Here is a 17985-nt window from a genome sequence, read left to right on the forward strand (position 1 = left end):
CAAAGGCTGCGAAGCCGTGGAGTGGGCGCCAGGCATCGACCCGCTCATCCCTGGCTGACGAGGCGCTCGACGGCCCGTTCCAGGCGCGCCATTCCCTCGCGGATGTCCGCGTCGGGAATCACCAGCGACGGTGCCATGCGCAGCACATTGGGGCCGGCGATCAGCGCCATCAGGCCCTCCTCGATGGCCAGCGGCAGGATGTCCTTGGCGCGGCCTTCCCAGGCATCACTCATCTGGGCGCCGATCAGCAGGCCCATGCCACGCACTTCCTTGAACACCTCGTGCTTGCGGTTGATCGACTCGAGCAGCTCGCGGAATAACTCATGACGTGCCTGCACCCCCTCGAGCACCTCGGGCGTATCGATGGTTTCCACCGCGGCCAGCGCCACAGCCGAGGCCAGCGCATTGCCGCCATAGGTGGAGCCGTGGGTACCGATGCCCATGGAGGGCGCGATGGCGTCGGTGGTCAGCATGGCCCCCACGGGGAAGCCGCCGCCCAGCGACTTGGCGCTGGTCAGGATGTCCGGGGTCACCCCGTAGTGCATGTAAGCGTAGAGCTTGCCGCTGCGCCCGACCCCGGTCTGCACCTCATCGAAGATCAGCAGCGCATCGTGCTCGTCGCACAGCTCGCGCAGGCCGGAAAGGAATTCAGGGGTGGCCGGGACGATGCCACCCTCGCCCTGCATCGGCTCGACCATGATCGCGCAGGTGTCGTCGCCGACCAGCTGGCGAACGCTCTCCAGGTCGTTGAACTCGGCGTGCAGGATACCGCCCGGCACCGGACCGAAGCCCTGGGAGTACTTGGGCTGGCCACCCACGCTGACGGTGAAGAAGGTACGGCCATGGAACGATTGGCGGAACGAGATGATCTTGTCCTTGTGCTCACCGTGATGGTCATGGGCGTAGCGGCGAGCGAGTTTCAGCGCCGCCTCGTTGGCCTCGCCCCCTGAGGAGCACATGAACACCTTGTCGGCGAAGGTACGCTCCACCAGCGCCTTGGCGAGCTTCAGCGCTGGCTCGTTGGTGTACACGTTGGAAAGATGCCACAGCGTGTTGGCTTGTGCGGTGAGGGCCTCGACCAGCGCCGGATGGCAATGGCCCAGGGCGTTGACGGCGATACCACCGGCGAAGTCGATGTACTCGCGACCCTGCTGGTCCCACAGGCGGCTCCCCTCTCCTCGCACCGGTATCACCTGCTGGGGTGAATAGTTGGGCACCATGTACTGGTCGAAATCGGCGCGGGTCGGGGTGTGGCTCATGTCGCTCTCCATCGTGGATGAAATACCATGTCCAACGAGTATAGGGAGCGTGTCGGTGAAAGGCTTTCAGCAATGGGACGGCGACTTGTGTAAAAGGCAGCGCCGCAACTTCGCCGCCAGGCCGGCCATCAGCTAGGCTTGTCCCCCTAACGCTGCCAGGAGCGATGCCATGTTCAACACCACCGGATGGAACCGCCTGCGCTACAACCTGTATGCCCCGGTGTACGATGCCGTGGCCGAACGCGCCTTCCGCCGGGCCCGTCGCGAGGCGCTTGGTCAGGTCAACTGGCAACCCGGCATGCGCGTGCTGCTGGTGGGCGCCGGGACCGGTCTGGACCTGCCGTGGCTGCCCCGCGACGTGGAGATCCACGCCACCGACCTGGCACCGGCCATGGTCAAGCGCATCGCGAAGCGTGCCGAGTCGCTGGGAATGGACGTGCAGGCCGACACCATGGACGCCGAGCGCCTGGAGTACCCGGACGACCACTTCGACGTCGTGGTGATGCACTTGATCCTTGCGGTCATGCCCGACCCCGAGCGTGGCCTTATGGAGGCGCACAGGGTGCTGAAGCCGCATGCTCAGCTGTGCGTGATGGACAAATTCCAGGCCGATGATGAACCCGCCGGGCTTGCCCGCCGCGCGCTGAATGAGCTGACCTCGGCAATCGCCACCGACATCACCCGCCAGGCGCGCCCGCTGCTGGAAACCGCCGGCTTCGCCATCGAGGTCGACAGGCCAGTGATGATGGGCTCGCTGTTTCGCGCCCTGCTTGCGCGCGCGGTCTGAATCGCTCGCAACTCACTTCTCACCCCTTACTCCTCACCCCTTGCTTACTGCGCCCCGCCGGCATGATGGTGCACCACACGCCGATGATCACCACCAGGCTCGCCAGCACCTGCAAGGCCAGGATGTCGTCGCCGAGAAACCACCAGGCACCCAGCATGGTGAACACCGGCAGCAGGTTGAGGTAGACCGCCGCGCGGGTCGGGCCGATATCGGCCAGGGCATGGTTGTAGAGCAAAAGCGCTACCACCGAAGGAAAGATCCCCAGGTAGGCGAGCCCGGCCACTTCCCCAAGCCCAAGCGACGGGATCACCTGCCAGGCGCCCTCGAACAGCGCGATGGGAGCCAACGCCAGGTTGGCGATGGCCAGCATCACCAGCAGGCTGCCGTAGCGGGGAAAGAGCGCCATATGCTCCTTGACCAGAAACGAGTAGCCGACCCACACCAGCACCGCCAGCAACATGATCATGTCGCCCGGGTTGACGCCTCCCGGCGCACCCGCCCGGGGCGTGCCCGCGAGGATCACCACCACCGCCCCGGCCAGCGACAGCGCCACCCCGAACCATTGCAGGGCGCGGAAGCGCTCACCCAGCAGCAGCACGCTGAGCAGCAGGGTCACCACCGGGATGGTACTTTCCAGTATCGCGACGTTGGTGGCCGAGGTGTACTTGAGAGAGGCGTAAATCAACGCATTGAAGAAGGCCACACCGGTCAGCGAAAGCCCCAGCAGCGGTCGCCAATGGCGACGGAACATCGGCATGTTGTAGCGGGCCTGATGCCAGCCCACCGGCAGCATGATCAACAGGGCGATAAATACTCGCCCCATCGAGATCGTGAAGGGCGGCAGGTCAGCAAGCGCCTTGCCGACCAGGATGTTGCCGGAAAAGATCGCCACAACCAGCAACAGGAACAGGTGGGGCCGCAAGGCGCGCATGGGGGCTCCAGTCAATCAGCGGAAAGGGTGTCGGCAGCGTGGTGAATACCCATCAGGCGAGGCGTTCCTCGCGGGGAGTGAGGCCGAAATGGTTACGGTAGGCAGTGGAAAAATGCGCCGCCGACGAGAAGCCGGTCTGCAGGGCGATATCCCCGGCCGGCACATCGCTTTCGCGCAACATTCGCCGGGCACACTGCAGGCGCAGGTCCAGGTAGTAGCGACTGGGCACCGCCTGCAGGTGTTTCTTGAACAAGCGCTCCAACTGGCGCCGCGATATGCCCAGGTGCTCGGCGAGCTCGTGGGTGGTCAACGGCTCCTCGATGTTGGCCTCCATCAGCGCCACCGCCTCGACCAAGCTTTCGGGCGCATGACCGAGACGCGAACGCAGCGATATCTGCTGGGGTTCGTCGCCCATGCGTACGCGCTCCAGCACGAAGTGTTCGGAGACCCGTTCAGCGAGTTCTCGGCCCTGCTGACTGCCGATCAGCGTCATTATCATGTCCATGGCGGCGGTACCGCCGCCACACGTCAGGCGGTCGCGGTCGATTTCGAACAGATGGCGTGACAGCCGCACCCTGGGGTACTCGCGGGCCGCCGCCTCATAGCGCTGCCAGGGCAGCGCGGCACGGTAGCCGTCGAGCAGGCCGGCACGCGCCAGCACCTCGGTTCCCCCACCGATGCCGGCCAGCACCACCCCCCGCGACGCCTGCTTGCCAAGCCATGCCATCAGCGGAGCAAGCTGGCCCGCGACCACGGGTTCCGCCGCGCACACCAGCAACATGTCCAGAGCGACCGTCCCTTCGCCGATGCACTCGGCGGGCGCGAGCACTTGTTTCGAGCCGCTGGTCACCGGCCGCTCATCGAGAGCGAAGGTGGTCAGCCGGTACAGGGCCTGCCCCGCCAATTGGTTGGCCACCGCCAACGGCTCGGTGGCGCACGCTTCGGCAAGCAAGGAGAAGCCGGGGAGTACCACGACACCGACCTGCCGGGTCAGGCGCGGCACATGGGAAGGCGGGAAAGACTCTGACATGCAAGAAATGCCCTGGGTTAGGCGCCTGTCGGGGCTGATCGATCGGAGACAAGCAACGCCGCCATCTTACCCAAGGCTTGCGGCCAGGGCATCCTTGCCCCCGTGTACGCGCGCGGCCAGGCGAACGCCTGGCCGCGCAGGGCTATATGAGAGGGTCACATGATGCCGTCGCCAAACAACAGCATCGCCACTACCAGAAGACATACCGCGACGATGATGATCGGCAGGATCAGCGGCAGACCGCCCGCAGGGCTCTTCGCCTCCGGTTGGTCGGCATCGGGCTCCGGGTGTGCGAAGTCCTCTGGCTCCTTTACCTCTCTGAGGTGCTCAAGCTCCTCTTCCGGGGTCTTGCTCTCTCGCGTGTCCATGGCCGTCTCCCTGTCGATGGCTGCCCGCCGCCGACCTGAATGCGCCACAACAAGCGGCAGGCTTATAGATTGACGACATCAAAATCGGCGACGGGGTTCACCTCTGCATCATAGTCCACGTCGTCGCGTTCGAAGCCGAACAGCTTGAGGAATTCGTGCTTGTAGCCAGCGTAGTCGGTAATCTCGAAGAGATTCTCGGTGGTGACCCGGGGCCACAGGTCCTTGCAGGCCTGCTGGACGTCGTCGCGCAGCTCCCAATCATCCAGCCTCAGGCGATCGGCATCATCGGTTGCCATGTCCCCCGTCTTGCCGGAGTAGAGGCGCTCGCCGAACAGCCGGTTGAGCTGGTCGATGGTGCCCTCGTGCAGGCCCTTCTCCTTCATCACCTTGTAGACCATGGCGATATACAACGGCATGACCGGAATCGCCGCGCTGGCCTGGGTGACCACCGACTTGAGTACCGCCACATTGGCGCCACCGCCGGTTTCTGACAGGCGCTTGTCGATCTCGCCGGCGGCACGGTCGAGGTCCTCCTTGGCCTTGCCAAGCGCGCCATGCCAATAGATCGGCCAGGTGATCTCGGTGCCGATATAGCTGAATGCCACGCTGCGCGCGCCAGGTGCCAGCACCCCGGCCTGGTCGAGGGCGTCGATCCACAGCTCCCAGTCCTCTCCGCCCATCACCGCCCGGGTATCCTCGATCTCCTGCTCGGTGGCGGGCTCGACCTCGGCCTCGATGATGGCATCCTTGTTGGTATCGATGGCGGTGGCACGGTAGGTTTCACCGATCGGCTTGAGGCTCGAACGCTTGAGCTCGCCGGAATCGGGCAGCTTGCGCACCGGCGAGGCCAGGGAGTAGACCACCAGATCGACCTGCCCCATGTCCTGCTTGATCTGTTCGATGGCGGTCTCGCGGGCCTCATGGGAGAACGCATCACCATTGATCGACTTGCTGTAGAGCCCCTCGGCCTTGGCGAACTTGTCGAAGGCGGCGCTGTTGTACCAGCCGGCGGTGCCCGGCTTCTTCTCGCTGCCCGGCTTCTCGAAGAAGATGCCCAGGGTGTCGGCGCCATAACCAAAGGCGGCAGTGATTCGCGCGGCGAGGCCGTAGCCGCTCGAGGCACCGATCACCAGCACCTTCTTTGGCCGCTGCGCCCCGTCGCCCAGGACCTTGTCCAGGCCACGGGCGCGTGTTGCCTCGATCTGCTCGAGCACATTGCGCTCGCAGCCGACGGGGTGGGTGGTGGTGCAGATGAAACCACGTACCTTGGGCTTGATGATCACGTAAGACCTCACTTTAGTCGGTCGGGTGGCTCGCGCCTGCCCGGTGTCATGAGTTGGCGATGGCCCCTATTCTAGCGAGGGTGCCGCGCGCTGTCCGCCCTTGAGCCCGACCTTTGCCTCGGGCAGGATGCACCTCGATGAACAACGCCACGCGGGAGGCTTGAGATGAATGCACAGGACCTGGTCGATGAGCGCGGTGATCTGTGGCTTGCGCTCGCCCCGTTGTGGCTCGAGCGCGAACCCGGCGAGCGCGACTATGCGCGCATGATCGAAGTGATCCAGCGCCATGACCTGACGCTGCGAGAACTGGAGTGGATCTTCCGGCTGGAACTCGCGCCGGTGCTGGCGCGCTATCAAATGACGGTCGCTGGCGAATGGCGACACTTCGACGACCACCGGCTGATGAAGCAACTGGTGGCCCACAACCTGAGGCTCAACGGCTGGCGGCGCAAGAGCTGGGCGCTGTTCTCGGGCCTGACCACCATGATGACGCGCCACCGCTGGAACGAACTGATGGCGCGCCTGATGGTCGTCCGCGGCGAGCTACCCCAGTGACGCGCCGACGGCGAGGCTGCCCGGAGAGACACAAGGCTTTGTCTGAAAAGTTGGCGAGCGATGGTCAGACAAGGCAAAAATCGGCGAAAAGACGGACCGGGCTCGCGTGCGAGTTTACGGGTTGTAAATGAGTATTTTGATCGGACTCGCGCACGAGCCGATTTTTAACGCCGTATGGCCGAGCGCAGCCAGTTTTCAGGCAGAGCCTAGAAGGTGCCCGGATAGCTGCCACCATCCAACAGAATATTCTGCCCGGTGAGATATGCCGCCTGCTGACTGCACATGAAGGCGCAGAAGGCACCGAACTCCTCGGCGTTGCCGAATCGCCCCGCGGGAATCGCTTGCTCGCGCTGCTCACGCACGGTGTCCACGGACCCACCCTGTGCCTGCGCCGTGCGCTCCAGGTTGCCGCGCAGACGCGCCGTGTCGAAAGCCCCCGGCAACAGGTTGTTGAGGGTGACATTGCGCGCCGCCAGTTGCGGCTGGCGGGCAAGCCCAGCGACGAAGCCCGTCAGCCCGCAACGCGCCCCGTTGGAGAGCCCGAGAATGTCGATGGGCGCCTTGACCGCCGACGAGGTGATGTTGACCACGCGGCCGAAGCCACGTTCGGCCATGCCGTCCACGCAGGCCTTGATCAGCTCGATGGGCGTGATCATGTTGGCCTCCACCGCCGCCACCCAGTCATCGCGCTGCCAATCGCGAAAGTCCCCGGGCGGCGGCCCCCCGTTGTTGTTGACCAGGATATCGACCTGAGGGCAAGCGTCGAGCAGCGCCTTTTGCACCTCGTGATGTCCGATATCGCCGGCCACGGTATGCACCTCGATCTCCGGATAGCGCTGCCGAAGCGCCTCGCCGGTGGCCTCGAGCGTCTCCCGGCCACGCGCGTTGATCACCAGGTTCACGCCTTCGGCGGCCAGGGCCTCGGCACAGCCCCTGCCGAGCCCCTGGCTTGCGGCTCCGACGATCGCCCAGCGTCCCGCGATTCCCAGATCCATGTCATGCTCCTTTTGAAAAGGGGTTGCCCCCTGATGAATGAAACTTATCGACTATCATGCCGACTACCGCCCAGGCCGGCTCAACGCGCCGCATAGCCGCCGTCCACCGGAAGCAGCACACCCGTCACGAAGGCGGCCTCGGGGGAAGCCAGGAACAACGCCGGACCGACCAGATCCTCAGGCACGCCCCAGCGCCCCATCGGGGTACGCCCGACCAGTTCTGCCGAGCGAGCGTCATCGTGGGTCAAGGGCGCGGTCAAATCGGTGGCGATCCAGCCCGGCGCCAGGGCATTGACCCTGACCCCCTCGGCGGCCCAGGCGATGGCCAGCGACTTGGTCAACTGTGCCACGCCTCCCTTGGAGGCCGCATATGCCGGCGCCTGCCCGCTGCCGAAGTACGACAGCATGGACGCCGTGTTGATGACGCACCCGGAAGCGGCGCGCAGTGCCGGCAGCGCCGCCTGGCAGCAGCGCTGGGTCCCGTTGAGATTGATGTTCACCACCTCGGCGAACCCGTCGGGGGTGAACTCAGCCCCCCCGCGCCGAATCACTCCGGCACAGTTGACCAGCACATCCAAGTGAGTGAAGTGGCCGAAATAGCGAGTCACCGCCGCCGAATCGGAGACATCGAGCTGCGTGTAGCCGATGTCACGATGCTGGCGCCGCGAAGGTTCGGCCTCGATCCCGGTGACATTGACCCGGGCACCTTCGCCGGCGAATCCCTCGGCAATCGCCTGACCGATACCGGAGCTTCCGCCCACGACTACCACTGTTCTCATCTGAGGTTTCTCCGAATGGTTGGCTCAGTCCTGCACGGATTGTCTGCGCTTGTTGCGTACGGGCCAGACGGTGGTCGCGATGATGGCCACCCACACCAGAATGGCGATCACCCCCAGCACCGCCGCGATGGGGCGCTCGAACAGCAGCGTCATGTCACCGCTGTGCTTGATCATCGAGCGCATGAAATTGCTCTCCACCACGGGGCCGAGGATCACCGCCAGAATCATCGGGCCTATCGGGAAGTCGTTCTCCGCGAGGAAGAAGGCGATGACACCCAGAATCAGCATGATCCACACATCGAAATTGCTGTTGTTGGTGGCAAACGCCCCCACGATGCAGAAGAGCAGGATCAGCGGGTAGAGCACGGCCGGCGGCACCGAGAGGATGTGCCTTGAACCGCGCACCGCCAGCAACCCCAGCGGCAACAGCAGCAGGTTGGCGAGCAGGAACACGATGAAGATGGCGTTGACCAGCGCGGCATCGGTGGTGAAGACATCTGGACCAGGCGTGATGCCTTTCATCATCAGCACGCCGATGATGATGGCGGTGATGGTATCGCCGGGAATACCGAACACCAGCGCGGGCACATAGGCCCCGGAAAGTGCGGCGTTATTCGCCGAACTGGCCGCCACCAGCCCTTCCGGATGCCCCGTGCCATAGCGTTCCGGGGTGCGCGACAACCGACGCGACAGCGCATAGCTGATCCACGAGGCAATGTCGGCCCCCGCCCCGGGCAGTGCGCCAATCAGCGTCCCCAACACGCCGCTGCGCGCCATGCCGCCCTTGTAGCGCCACATCAACGTGCCCACCCCACGAAACGGCTTCTCGGCAACGGGAGGCGTCGGGATGACACGCTGCCCCACTTCGGGCAGCCGCCGCAGCAGCTCGGCCACCGCGAACAGGCCAATCAGCACCGGCAGGATCGAAATGCCGCTGAGCAGTTCGGGAAGGCCGAAGGTGAAGCGCATCTGACCGGAGACCGAATCCATGCCGATCATTGCCACCAGCAACCCCAGCAGCATCGAGATCGCCCCCTTGAGAGGGTCGCTCCCCGACACCAATACCGCGCAGGAGAGCCCCAGCAAGGCAAGCCAGAAGTATTCGTCGCTGGTGAACTGCAGCGCGAACTCCGCCACCAGCGGCGCGAAGAACGCCAGTATCGCCACGCCGATCACCCCGCCCACGGCCGAGCAGGCGAGGTTGACGCCCAGCGCCTGCCCCACCCGCCCCTGGCGCCCCATCTGGTAGGCCTCCTCGGTGTAGGCAGCCGAGGCCGGCGTCCCCGGAATGCGCAACAGCGCACCGGGAATGTCGCCGGCGACGATGGCCATGGCCGTCGCCGAGACGATGGCGGCAATGGCAGGCAATGGGTCCATGAAGAAGGTCACCGGCACCAGCAGGGCCGTGGCCATGGTAGCGGTGAGCCCGGGAATGGCACCGATGAACAGGCCGAACAGCGAGGCGCCAAGCACCACCGCCAGCACCTCCCAGCTGAACACCATCATCAGGGCTTGCTGCAATTCAGCCATCAGTACACCACCCTTTCCAGAACGCCCAGCGGCAGTGGCACTCGCAATAGCTCGACGAAGGCAAGCCAGATCAGCAGGGTCGCCACCCCGCCGACCAGCACCGAAAGCCCCCAGCGGCCGGAACTCAGCCAGCCGATCATCAGGGTGGTCATCAACCACGCCACCACGGGAAACCCGAGCAACGGTGCAAGCAGCAGGTAGCCAACCACAGCGAGGATCACGGCCGCGATACAGAGGAAAACCCGTGATGCAGCGAATTCGCCCTGCCAGGAGAAGCCGAGATCACCACGCTTCCAGGCACGCAGCGCCAGCAGTACCCCAAGCAGCATCAGCAAGCCGCCGATCAGGGTCGGAAAGGTACCCGCGCCAAACTCCTGGCGCGGCATCGCGGGAAAATTACGGGAGCCCCAGACGGTGATGGCGCCAATCAGCGCCATCACCACTCCCATCACGAGGTCATTGACACGCATGCCGAATCCTTGTCATGGCAGGGAATCGGCCCGCTCAGTTCGCCAGACCCAGGGTGTCGATGATCTCGGCGTTGTTGGCATCCGCCTCGGCCATGAAGGCGGCGAAGTCCTCTGGTCCACGCCAGTCGACACCGAAACCGCTGTCGGCCATGAAGGACTGGAACTCCTCCGAATCCCATACGCGCTGGGTGGCCTCGGCAAGGGTAGCCACCACATCGTCAGGCAGCCCCTCGGGACCCGCGATGCCACGCCAGGTACCCGCGGCCCATGGCTCACCGGTCAACTCCTCCGAGGTGGGAATGTCGGGAAAGGCGTCGAGACGCTCGTCGGCGAACACTGCCAGGGTGCGCACGCGTCCGGCACTGCGCATCGACTCCGATTCCGGCAGCGAGGAGAAGACGATATCCACGCCACCTGCGGCGAGCTCCTGCAACCCCGGCGCGGCCCCCTCGCTTGGCACCAGCGGAACGGTATTCGGGTCGATGCCCTGCTGGTTGAGGAAGCCGGCGAACGCCAGGTGATAGGCAGCGCCCGGCGAGGAACCGGAGACGGTATAGGTGTCCGGGTTGGCGTCGATATCGGCTAGCGCTGCTTCAAGCGAATCCCACTCGGAATCGGCATTGATATTGAAGGCGGCCGCATCGAGGTTGACCATGGCGATGGCGGTCAGATCCTCGTGGGAAATGGCTGATGTGCCGATATGGCGGTAGGTGCTGATTTCCGCGGTGGCAAGGCCCAAGGTGTAACCGTCGGGGTTTGCCGTGGTCATCGCCGTGTGCCCTACCACACCGGCGCCGCCGGTACGGTTGACCACGTTGACGCGCTGCCCGAGTTCCTGCTCCAGGCCACTGGCCAGTTGACGGGCCACCGCGTCGGTACCACCCCCGGCGGACCAGGGCACGATCAGCTCGATGGGCCTCTCGGGATAGTCTGCCTGGGCCACGCCGCAGACCAGTACCAGGCTACCGATACCCACCGCTGTGGTGAGCGCTTTACGAGTCATCCGATGTGTCGCGAACCGCATGGCGTTGCTCCTTTCATTTTCCTGCTTGTTGTTGTGCACCGGCCCTTCGTGTCGAGCCGATTGGTGGGGTTGTCTTGCGTCGTCAGCGAATGAACTGATCGACATACTCTCCGCCCAGCCCACAGGCCTCGTAGTGCTTGCGGCACATGTCGATCTTGGTGAACACGTCCTCGTAGCCCAGGTGCTTGCCCCATGGGTCGACATAGGCCATCACGCCATTCACCTGGAATAGCGTGATCATCTCCTCGACATCGTCATCCACCACCAGGGTATGGGTCTCGCCGGGAGGCTCGTAGACATAGCTGCCTTCGGTGGCGACCCAGTCGTGCTCCAGGTAGCGCCAGCGCCCCTTGAGCACCACGCCATGTACCGGATTGGGATGGCGGTGGCGACTCAGCACGCCTGACTTGCGAACCCGTAGCAGGTTGACCCAGTACCCCTGGGATACATTCAGGCACAACGGCCTGAAATGAACGTTCTCCGCCTGGGGTACCCAGACCCGCTCGTCATCGGGAATGGTGTGGGGAACGACGATTTCCATCGCCGCCTCCGATGGCTGAGGGTACTGATATGGCATACGCTTGAGTCGTTCCTGATCGTCCACCCCGGATCTCCTGATGTGGATGACGGCATGGCCTGGCGAGCAGGCCCTTGGGTCGTGACCGATATCGATGCCTCTCGCAACGAAGCGATTCCATGTTGTCCACTGATGGCTGTCCACGAATGGTTGTCCACTGGTGACGGTGCATGCGTACAAGCTCATGCGGCCCTCACAAGCCAAACTGTCCATATCAAGACGTCCATATAGTGGACAACATGTACACCATGTGGTCACTTGAGGAGGATAGTGTGCATTCTTGACAGGCGTCAATAAAGCGGCAACGACGAAGACTAGACATTCGTATTAGAGGAGACCCATGGATACCAGCGACCCCGCGAACGTCTCGAGCGCATCGGAAAAGTCCCCCGTACAGGGTACCGCCGCGGTAGCCAAGGGGCTGAGGCTGCTGAAACTGATCGCCAAACTGGACTCGAATGCCCGCTCACGCGATATCCAGCAGGCCAGCGGCCTGCCTCGCCCCACCGTCCATCGGCTGCTCAACACTCTGGAGCATGAAGGCTTCGTGGAGCGCAACCCCATGGATGGCGTCTATGTCATCGGCCGGCAATTGCTGCAGATCACCCAGCAGGCCCGCAGTCAGCACAGCCTGCCAAAGCGCCTGCACGCCACCCTGGAAGCCATCGGAAGTGCCAGCGGGGAAACCGTACACCTCGCGGTGCCGGCGGGATGCCACATGACCTTCATCGACAAGGTGGAATCCCCGGAAGCGGTGCGCATGGCCTCCTACATCGGCATGCCGGTGCCGATGCATTCCACCTCGGTGGGGAAGGCCTACCTCGCCGCCCTGCCCCTCGAGGTGCGCGAACGGTATCTGGACCAGTTGACGCTCGAGGCAGTAACGCCGCGTACGATCACCGATCGCGGGCGACTTGCCGATGAGTTGGCGTTGACCGCCAGCCGGGGGTATTCGGTCGATGACGAGGAGAACGAGGCCGGCATCATCTGCTTTGGCCGTGCCATCCTCGACCCTGATGGCACGCCATCCAGTGCGGTCAGCGTGAGCGTACCGCGCTATCGCCTGCCGACTGACGGCGAACGCACGATCAGCTCACTGATCGCCAGGCTGTGTGAGGAAAGCGGTTTCGGTTGAGCCGACCGGGGCACTTGCTCAGATCTCGTCCAGCGCCTTCTCGAGCGCTTCACGAATCGCAAACTCACCGTCTCGCGGGGAAAAGCGCTGGATCACCTTGCCGTCGCGGCCCACCAGGAACTTGGTGAAGTTCCACTTGATGACCGTCGTGCCGAGCACCCCTGGCGCTCCTCGCTTGAGCTCGAGAAACAGCGGGTGGGTGCCCGCGCCATTGACCTTGACCTTCTCCATCAGCGGGAAGCTGACCTGATACTGACGCGCACTGAACGCGCAGAAATCCAGCGCCGACTCGGGGGATTGCCGGGCGAACTGGTTGCAGGGAAAACCCAGCACGGTGAAACCGCGGTCGCGATAGCGACGATACAGGCGATCGAGCTCCTTGAGCTGCGGGGTAAAGCCGCAACGGCTGGCGACATTGACGATCAGCAGCACCTGCCCCTGCAGGGCGCCGAGATTGAATGGCTCGCCGCTATGGGTGCGGCACTGGTGGTCGTGGATGGACATGATCGGGCCTACACGGGCGTTGTTGAATACGATGCCACGCCATTCCCTCGGGCGCCAGCATCGCTGAGTATCAGACCGGCGCTGAACCTCGACGTTTCAGGCGGCGGCGAACCTCCTTGATGCGCCGGGCCAGCAGCCGCCTGCGCTGGCGGGCCTCGCCACCACCGAGCCGGGCATAGCGCAGGCGCTCGAGATGCTGTGCGCACTCCTCCAGGGCCGGGCCTGCGGCGCTGGCGAGTGAGGCGATACGGCGCAGATGAGCCGCCGGTGGCTCCCCCCGCCTGGGCCCCAGGCCCTGCTTGCCGAGCCAGGCCTGGAGCGCCAGCACCAGGGCCCGCTCATCCTTTCCTTGACGATGACGGCGAATACCGCGACGCAGCAGCATGAGCGCGGAGGCAGCGACGCCGGCGAGCCCCGCCAGGCCCAACAGGGCGGCGAAGCCACCGCGCCCGGGCAGCAGGTCGGCTAGCCACTGCCATGCTCCCTTCAGCCACGCCATGAGCTCTGACAGCAGTACGCTGCGCGCTTCCCGCTGGTAGCCGATCACACCACGCTGCCAGCGATATTCCAGACGCTCCCAGTCGAGCCGCAGGTCGTTAAGCCAACCCACGTCACGCATGCGCAAGGGGGAGAACGGCGAGTCGGCCAAAAACGCCTCGCTACCCTCCTCGATCGCCTGGGGCCCCTGTTCGATCCGCTCCGGGGCGATGGCGGCGGTGGGGTCAATGCGCTGCCAACGCCCCTCTAGCCAGACCTCCACCCAGGCATGGGCATCATAGTCACGTACGGTGAAATACCCATCGGGATGGCGCTCGCCTCCCAGGAACCCGGCCACCACCCGCGCCGGGATGCCCGCGGAGCGAGCCAGCACCGCCAGGGCGGACGCATAATGGGTGCAATAGCCGGCACGGCTGTCGAACAGGAACTCGTCGACGCGATTCGCTGACGTAAGGCGTGGCGGCGAGAGTGTGTAGCGAAAAGGCGCTTCCCCGAAACGTGCCATCACGCTGTCCAGAAAGGCGCGCGCATCGCCTTCGCTTTCCTGCCACAGACGCTCGGCCAAGGCGCGGGTTTGCGGATTGCCCTGGCGCGGCAGCATGGAATGCCAGCCGGGGCCCGAGGGGCCGATGAAGGCCGGGGCGAGGCCGGTGCTTTCGATGGTCAACAGGCTGCGCGTACTCAACGGCGCCATCCCCTCGAGGGTGCCGTCGACCAGATAGCGCTGACGCTCGCTGCTGGCAAGCGGAGTACCGAGCGAAGGCCGCCAGGGGCGATTGTCGGGCTCCAGCAACAACTCCGCCTCGAAGGACGCGGAACCATCCGGCTGCCAGGGCGAGCGGTCCGCTTCGCGCACGAAGTCCCCAAGCGGACGTGACAATGCCGACGCCAGCGGCTCCGGGCGCGCCCGGGACCAGCGCTCACCATCGAAATGGGACAGCGTATAGACCCGCCAGTAACGTTCGGCGGGCAACGGCTCGCGCCCCTCGAAACGGACCCGGAAGGCCCTGGCCGAGCTGCGCGAAAGGTTGGCGATATCGCCCGGGGCGATCTCGTCGGTCAACCCCGTGGAGGCGCGTTCCACCTGCGGCATGTTCCACAACGGGCCGAGACGTGGAAAGGTGACGAACAGCAGCGCCATCAACGGTGCCGATAGCAGCAGCAGCCAGGCGGTTTCCCGCCAGGCCTGGCGCGAGCCGCTGGCGCCACTCAGCCACACCAGCGACTGAACCAGCCAGGCCACGGCGACCAGCGCGCCCGCCGCCATCAGGATGCCCTGGTCGTGAAGGAACGCCACGGTGGTGGTGATCATGCCGATCAACACCACCACCCGGGCATCCCGACGGTCGTGGGTCTCGAGCAGTTTCAGCAGGTAGACACCGAGCAGCAGGCCAATCAGCCCCTCCATGCCATACAGGGTGCCGTACTCCAGCCACAGCATCGCCAGCACCCCCGCTACCGCCGCCAGGCGCAGCAGGATTCCGGCCCACGGCAGGCGTCGGCGCAGCTGCAGGTAACGATAGCCCGCCACCGCCACGGCAAGCCCGCCAAGCCACGCCGGCATCCAGGTCAGGTGCAGCGCCAGCACCAGGCACTGGCCAATGAACAGCTGGCGCAGCATCACCGCTGTCAGCGCATGGCCATCGGCCAGCACCGCCCGCTGGGCCAGCTCGGCTTGCCCCGTCTCGGCCACCGGCCCATGGCCTCCGCGGCGCCAGCCCGCCATCCTGGCTCGCATCCCGTCACCCCACCTGGCTCCCCTCATTGCCACCTCGTCGACGTGGGTGTGGCAAGCTCAGGGTCGAAGCGTGCCAGTGCCTCCAGCGCCTCGCGTCTCTGCCTGGCTCCCTGCCCCTGGGGCAGGGTAGATCCCGGCAGACGCAGTCCGTACCGGTCGCCGGCACTGTGATGCACCAACACGCGCGCGCACAGCGTCGAGAGGCGCCGCTCGGGGTCGCCCTGGCAGCTGTCGTAGTCGAGCCATACCTGCTGGCGCGGCGGTACGCTGAATACCTTGGTGGACAGCACGCCGGTCCGGCTCCACTGCTTCCAGGCCAACCGCGCCGGGCTATCGCCGGGTTCGGCACGGCGCAGGCCGGCGAAGTCGCTGGCCTCGAGCCCCGCCCCCACGCGCCGGTGGAAAGTCTCGTCATCTTCATGGGGTTGCGGATAGATCAGCAGCGTCTGGTCGGCATCGATCCAGGCCAGGGCCCGCACCAGGCCCAGCGGCCAGCGACTCTCCACCCGCAGCAACGGCACCGGCTGAACACCACGCCGCGCGGCCGGCATGGCCAGCACCGACTCGCCTTGCCCTTCGGGCAGGTCCAGCACACTGCCCGTCCCGGCCCCATGCACCTCCACCGCGGTCCGCGCCCGCCCACCACTGACCACGACCCCAAGGCGTGCCTCGCTGCCGGCGAAGACCTCGTGGGGCAGGCGCAGAGAGACCCGTATACCGAGCAGGTTGCGCCAGGTGCGCAGCAGGGTGACCGTCGCCAGGGCGAACAACCAGAAGGCCAGGATGTAGGCAAGAGTGTTCTGGTAATTGATGCCGAACAGCACCAGCACCAGTACCAGCACCGCCCAGCCGGCGCCGAAGCGCGTTGGCAGCAGGAACAGGCGGCGCTGGGGCAGGGCCTGGTTCAGCGGCACCGCCAGGCGACGATGCCAGCGGTGCCGCCTGGCCCGGGCCGCGGCGCCGACTCCCATGTCAGGCCATCACCGGCACATGTGTCAGCAGGTGCCGCGCCAGGGCCTCGCCCTCCTCGCGACGCCCGCTGCTGAGCCTGTGCCCAGCCACCGCGACCCACACCGACTGGACATCCTCCGGCAGCACATGATCCCGTCCCGCCAGCAGCGCCCAGCCACGCGCGGCCTGCAGCAGCGCCAGCACGCCGCGTGTCGAGAGGCCCCAGGCGAGCTCCGGATGCTCTCGGCTCGCCGCGGCGAGGGCTTGCACGTAATCGAGCAACGCCTCGGCGACATGAATGTCGGCAAGCCTTGCCTGCCAGCCACGCAGCCGTTCGGCATCCAGCAGCACCGGCAGGTCGTCGAGCTTCACGCGGCCGGCACGGCCACGCAGGATCTCGCGTTCGGCGCGGGGAGCGGGATAGCCCAGCGACAGACGCATCAGGAAGCGATCGAGCTGCGACTCCGGAAGCGCGAAGGTACCCGCCTGATCCTGGGGATTCTGAGTGGCGATGACGAAGAATGGATCAGGCAGTGGCCGGGTCTCGCCCTCCACCGTGACCCGCCCCTCTTCCATCGCCTCGAGCAGTGCGCTCTGGGTCTTCGGCGTGGCGCGGTTGATCTCGTCAGCCAGCACCACGCCATGGAACACCGGCCCGGGATGAAAGGTGAAACGCGCCTCTCGCGGATCGAACACCGAGACCCCCAGCACGTCGGCGGGCAGCAGGTCGCTGGTGAACTGCAGGCGTTGCATGTCGAGCCCGGTGACCCGCGCCAACGCCTGGGCCAGGGTGGTCTTGCCAAGACCCGGGAGGTCCTCGATCAACAGGTGGCCACGGCACAGCAGGCAGCACAGCGCCAGGCGCACCTCGCGGGACTTCCCCAACACCACCCCCTCCAGGGCGGCCACCACGGCATCCAGACCATCGAGACGCGTCAGGCGATTCATGTGCGCGACTCCAGAAGACCGGCATCCATCAGGGACACCACCGCCTGGCGGGTATCGGGGGTGACACCGGCCAGCGCCAGTGCCTCGCCGGGGGGCAGCCAGAATGCCTCGGCGACCTCCTCCGCCTGCAGGCTCAGGGCGCCGTCATGGGTCACCAGAAAAATGCTGCCGAAGATGTGGTTGCCTCCCTCGGCATGGACGAACTCCAGTGCGTGCCGCAAGGGTACCCCCTGAATGCCCAGTTCCTCGGCCAGCTCACGGCGTGCCGCCAGGTGAACGGCCTCGCCGGCCCCCACTACGCCACCGGCGGCCAGGTCGATGCCCCCCGGAAAGACCTCCTTGGTCAGGGTGCGGCGCTGCACGCACAACTCGCCGCGCGTGTTGGTCACCACGATATAGGTGGCGCGATGCCAGTACCGAAAGCGCCGCATGGATGCCCGCCAGGCACTACCGCATGGGCGATTGCGTGCATCCACCAGCTGGATGCGCTCATCGGCGATGACCGGCGCGGGTAGCGTCGGTGCACCAGTGGCGTCGCTCATGAATCTCTCTCCCTGGAAATTCCTTCAGCCTAACCAGTCCCACTCATGGCGTCACGCGTTGACCGGAACGCGCAGCGTGAC

General features: G+C 65.5%; 19 protein-coding genes. 3 read left to right on the plus strand and 16 right to left on the minus strand.

Features of this window, described 5'->3' with window-relative positions:
- Positions 1–44: 44 nt before the first annotated feature.
- Positions 45–1259 (minus strand): aspartate aminotransferase family protein, encoded by a 1215-nt coding sequence (locus C6V82_RS11845; RefSeq protein WP_102587207.1) that lies wholly within the window; start codon positions 1257–1259, stop codon positions 45–47.
- Between the two features lie 169 nt (positions 1260–1428).
- Here C6V82_RS11845 and C6V82_RS11850 point away from each other — a divergent pair, with 169 nt between their 5' ends.
- Positions 1429–2046, plus strand: a complete 618-nt coding sequence (locus C6V82_RS11850; protein WP_102587208.1) for a class I SAM-dependent methyltransferase — start codon at positions 1429–1431, stop codon at positions 2044–2046.
- Positions 2047–2065: 19 nt separating this feature from the next.
- Here C6V82_RS11850 and C6V82_RS11855 read toward each other — a convergent pair whose 3' ends face one another.
- The 4 genes from C6V82_RS11855 to fabV all read right to left on the minus strand — a co-directional run bounded on the left by C6V82_RS11855 (position 2066) and on the right by fabV (position 5658).
- Positions 2066–2977, minus strand: coding sequence for a DMT family transporter (locus C6V82_RS11855; protein ID WP_102587209.1), 912 nt, complete (start codon positions 2975–2977; stop codon positions 2066–2068).
- Between the two features lie 52 nt (positions 2978–3029).
- Positions 3030–4007 carry a GlxA family transcriptional regulator gene (locus C6V82_RS11860; RefSeq protein ID WP_180978235.1) on the minus strand — a complete coding sequence of 326 codons (978 nt, stop codon included), beginning with the start codon at positions 4005–4007 and terminating at the stop codon, positions 3030–3032.
- Positions 4008–4162: 155 nt separating this feature from the next.
- Positions 4163–4375, minus strand: coding sequence for a hypothetical protein (locus tag C6V82_RS11865; protein WP_102587210.1), 213 nt, complete (start codon positions 4373–4375; stop codon positions 4163–4165).
- 62 nt (positions 4376–4437) lie between these two features.
- Positions 4438–5658 carry an enoyl-ACP reductase FabV gene (gene fabV, locus C6V82_RS11870; RefSeq protein WP_102587211.1) on the minus strand — a complete coding sequence of 407 codons (1221 nt, stop codon included), beginning with the start codon at positions 5656–5658 and terminating at the stop codon, positions 4438–4440.
- Between the two features lie 165 nt (positions 5659–5823).
- Between fabV and C6V82_RS11875 the strand changes: the two genes are divergently transcribed.
- A complete protein-coding gene (locus tag C6V82_RS11875) occupies positions 5824–6213 on the plus strand; it encodes a DUF7079 family protein (RefSeq protein WP_102587212.1) in 390 nt (129 codons plus the stop codon).
- Between the two features lie 206 nt (positions 6214–6419).
- On the opposite strand, the gene C6V82_RS11880 is transcribed toward C6V82_RS11875, so the two are convergent.
- The 6 genes from C6V82_RS11880 to C6V82_RS11905 all read right to left on the minus strand — a co-directional run bounded on the left by C6V82_RS11880 (position 6420) and on the right by C6V82_RS11905 (position 11552).
- Positions 6420–7208: an SDR family oxidoreductase gene (locus C6V82_RS11880; protein WP_102587213.1), complete on the minus strand. Its 789-nt coding sequence runs from the start codon at positions 7206–7208 to the stop codon at positions 6420–6422.
- Positions 7209–7288: 80 nt separating this feature from the next.
- Complete coding sequence (locus C6V82_RS11885; protein WP_102587214.1) at positions 7289–7987, minus strand: SDR family NAD(P)-dependent oxidoreductase; 699 nt, start codon at positions 7985–7987, stop codon at positions 7289–7291.
- A 24-nt stretch (positions 7988–8011) separates the two neighbouring features.
- Positions 8012–9517: a tripartite tricarboxylate transporter permease gene (locus C6V82_RS11890; RefSeq protein ID WP_102587215.1), complete on the minus strand. Its 1506-nt coding sequence runs from the start codon at positions 9515–9517 to the stop codon at positions 8012–8014.
- On the minus strand, positions 9517–9987 hold the full coding sequence (locus C6V82_RS11895) for a tripartite tricarboxylate transporter TctB family protein (RefSeq protein WP_102587216.1): 471 nt from the start codon (positions 9985–9987) through the stop codon (positions 9517–9519). The genes C6V82_RS11890 and C6V82_RS11895 overlap by 1 nt, the downstream gene beginning before the upstream one ends.
- 34 nt (positions 9988–10021) lie before the next feature.
- Positions 10022–11011 carry a tripartite tricarboxylate transporter substrate binding protein gene (locus C6V82_RS11900; RefSeq protein WP_229843179.1) on the minus strand — a complete coding sequence of 330 codons (990 nt, stop codon included), beginning with the start codon at positions 11009–11011 and terminating at the stop codon, positions 10022–10024.
- Between the two features lie 82 nt (positions 11012–11093).
- A complete protein-coding gene (locus C6V82_RS11905) occupies positions 11094–11552 on the minus strand; it encodes a 2,4'-dihydroxyacetophenone dioxygenase family protein (RefSeq protein WP_229843180.1) in 459 nt (152 codons plus the stop codon).
- 376 nt (positions 11553–11928) lie between these two features.
- Here C6V82_RS11905 and C6V82_RS11910 point away from each other — a divergent pair, with 376 nt between their 5' ends.
- Entirely contained in the window at positions 11929–12723 is a 795-nt protein-coding gene (locus C6V82_RS11910; RefSeq protein WP_102587217.1) for an IclR family transcriptional regulator, read from the plus strand.
- Between the two features lie 18 nt (positions 12724–12741).
- Here C6V82_RS11910 and C6V82_RS11915 read toward each other — a convergent pair whose 3' ends face one another.
- The 5 genes from C6V82_RS11915 to C6V82_RS11935 all read right to left on the minus strand — a co-directional run bounded on the left by C6V82_RS11915 (position 12742) and on the right by C6V82_RS11935 (position 17904).
- On the minus strand, positions 12742–13227 hold the full coding sequence (locus C6V82_RS11915; protein ID WP_102587218.1) for a glutathione peroxidase: 486 nt from the start codon (positions 13225–13227) through the stop codon (positions 12742–12744).
- 70 nt (positions 13228–13297) lie between these two features.
- Positions 13298–15463: a transglutaminase TgpA family protein gene (locus C6V82_RS11920; RefSeq protein ID WP_180978236.1), complete on the minus strand. Its 2166-nt coding sequence runs from the start codon at positions 15461–15463 to the stop codon at positions 13298–13300.
- Between the two features lie 23 nt (positions 15464–15486).
- Positions 15487–16434, minus strand: a complete 948-nt coding sequence (locus C6V82_RS11925; RefSeq protein WP_102587220.1) for a DUF58 domain-containing protein — start codon at positions 16432–16434, stop codon at positions 15487–15489.
- Between the two features lies 1 nt (position 16435).
- Complete coding sequence (locus C6V82_RS11930; protein WP_102587221.1) at positions 16436–17362, minus strand: AAA family ATPase; 927 nt, start codon at positions 17360–17362, stop codon at positions 16436–16438.
- Positions 17359–17904 carry an NUDIX hydrolase gene (locus C6V82_RS11935; RefSeq protein ID WP_102587222.1) on the minus strand — a complete coding sequence of 182 codons (546 nt, stop codon included), beginning with the start codon at positions 17902–17904 and terminating at the stop codon, positions 17359–17361. Before C6V82_RS11935 ends, C6V82_RS11930 begins: the two co-directional genes overlap by 4 nt.
- Positions 17905–17985: the final 81 nt, after the last annotated feature.

It is taken from the genome of Halomonas urumqiensis (genome assembly GCF_003028575.1).
Classification (GTDB): Bacteria; Pseudomonadota; Gammaproteobacteria; order Pseudomonadales; family Halomonadaceae; genus Halomonas; species Halomonas urumqiensis.